Source organism: Methylocaldum sp., from assembly GCF_035627495.1.
Lineage (GTDB): Bacteria > Pseudomonadota > Gammaproteobacteria > Methylococcales > Methylococcaceae > Methylocaldum.
Genome location: NZ_DASPLO010000112.1, coordinates 1 through 1,970 on the forward strand (window position 1 = coordinate 1; position 1,970 = coordinate 1,970).

Consider the following 1,970-nt stretch of genomic DNA (forward strand, 5'->3'; position numbering starts at 1 on the left):
CTGTACTTTGGCCATTGCAATGAAAACATAACATTGCGTTCTCTTTATGTGAGAACATTGCTGTCTTAATATACAATTAGGAGAGGAGGGGTCAAACATGGCCCGTGCAGCGAGAACTGAGGATTACCTCGACCTAGTCGAGACGCTTCTCCAGGCTCAACTGGACGCAATCCAGGAGATCCGGCGGATTCGAGCGGCGGGGGATGACGCCGAGTTCGTCGGCAGAAGGCCGGCGCAGCGGCGCTTGACTCGCACGGACATGGCCTGCGAGGTCCTGGCTCTCGCCGGCAAGCCCCTCCACGTCGGGGACATCTGCAGACAAGTCCGGGAGTCCTTCGGCATCCCCGTGACTCGAGAATCGTTAGCCTCAATCTTGGTACGAGAAGCCAGGCTCGGAAACCGCATCGCTAGAGTCGGTCCGAACGTTTACGCCATCCCGGACAAGGTGCAGGCATGAAAACACTCATTAGTGCTTTGGACGATCTGCTCTGGGAGGCGCGTAAGACCTTCCCCCAGCATCGGACCTTCCTCCGGGCACGCCAGCTGGCTCTTGGCTTTGTCATTACCTGGGGCCGTCATACCATCAGTCGGGCGCTATGTGCGATTCACCGCCAGTTTGAGGACTGGAGCGCAAGCTACCGGCTGTTTTCGCGCTCGCCATGGGACCCGGCGGGCCTGTTCCGGCCGGTCCTGAGCAAATGCCTGGAACTGCGGGGCAAGACCGAGCTCATCTGCATTGCAATGGATGACACCGCTCTGCAAAAGAGTAGCAAGCGCAGTCCTGGGACCTCGTATACCCGGGATCCTATGTCACCGAAGTTTCACCCGAATCTCGTTCTCGGCCAGCGTTACATTCAAGCCACGTTCCTTCTCCGCCCACAGGGACTAGGCGGGCCAGCCCGCAGCGTCCCGGTGCGCTTTACGCCGGCTCCGCCGCCCGCCAAGCCCGGTAAGAAGGCCTCCGAAGCGGAAAAGCAGGACTACCGCCGGGCTCAGAAGACCGAAAACCTGAGCTGCAAAGGCGCAGCGGTTATGCAGGATCTGCGGACGGAACTCGATTCGCTTGGTGCTGAAACGAGCACTGTCCTGTTCGTGGTGGACGGCAGCTACTGCAACCGTAACGCCTTACGCAATCCACCTGAGCGCTCTCAGATAATTGGGCGGGCCCGTGGAGACATCACACTGTACGCCCTGCCTACGGCAGAGCAACTCGTGGGTAGGGGGCGCAGGCGCAAGTATGGCGACGAACTACCCAAGCCCAAAGCCATGCAAGACGATAAGCAGATTCCCTGGAAAGAGGCCGAGATTTTCGGTGCCGGCCGCATTCACAACCTGCGGTTCAAGGAGATCTGCCCGGTTCTTTGGAAATCCGGTACCCGCGCCAGACCGCTACGGCTCATCATCATTGCCCCGCTGGGGTACCGCCCGCGCAAGAAGAGCAAGAAACTCTATCGGGACCCGGCCTATCTCCTGACTACCGATCTGACGACTCCCGCGGAAATCCTGATCCAGGCTTACTTCGACCGCTGGGAGATCGAAGTGAACCATCGGGAAGAGAAAAGCATGTTTGGCGTCGGGCAGGCGCAAGTCTGGTCGGAGCAGGCAGCCCCACGCGTCCCCCAATTTCAAGTGGCCATTTATGCCATGCTGCTGGTCGCATCCCTCATGTCCTACGGCCCGACAAGGACCGAGAACTACCACAAGCTCCCGAAGTGGCGACCGCAAGAGCAGAGACGTCCCTCAATCGAAGACATTATGACCTTAGTTCGCGAAGAACTCGTAAATCGTGGTATCTCCAACAGTGTTGTAGGCGGGCAGCACGCTTCCCGCCCCATAAAGAATGCCCCGGGCAAGTTTACCAGCGGGCTTTGACACCCCCTGGCGTGAAATAGCCTCTACGAATTACCTCGTACCCCAAGGCCAGAGCCGCCTGCGGGGTCTTGATGCTGTGCAAAAGGGCCAAAGTACAG

At 58.9% G+C, this 1,970-nt stretch carries 2 protein-coding genes; both read left to right on the forward strand.

What is annotated here, in order from left to right:
• Positions 1-97 precede the first annotated feature (97 nt).
• The gene (locus tag VEB01_RS09410; RefSeq protein ID WP_324874845.1) at positions 98-457 is read left to right on the forward strand and encodes a hypothetical protein; all 360 of its coding nucleotides are present in this window, start codon (positions 98-100) and stop codon (positions 455-457) included.
• Positions 454-1,872, forward strand: a complete 1,419-nt coding sequence (locus tag VEB01_RS09415) for a transposase (RefSeq protein ID WP_324874847.1) — start codon at positions 454-456, stop codon at positions 1,870-1,872. The genes VEB01_RS09410 and VEB01_RS09415 overlap by 4 nt, the downstream gene beginning before the upstream one ends.
• The last annotated feature ends 98 nt before the right edge of the window (positions 1,873-1,970 follow it).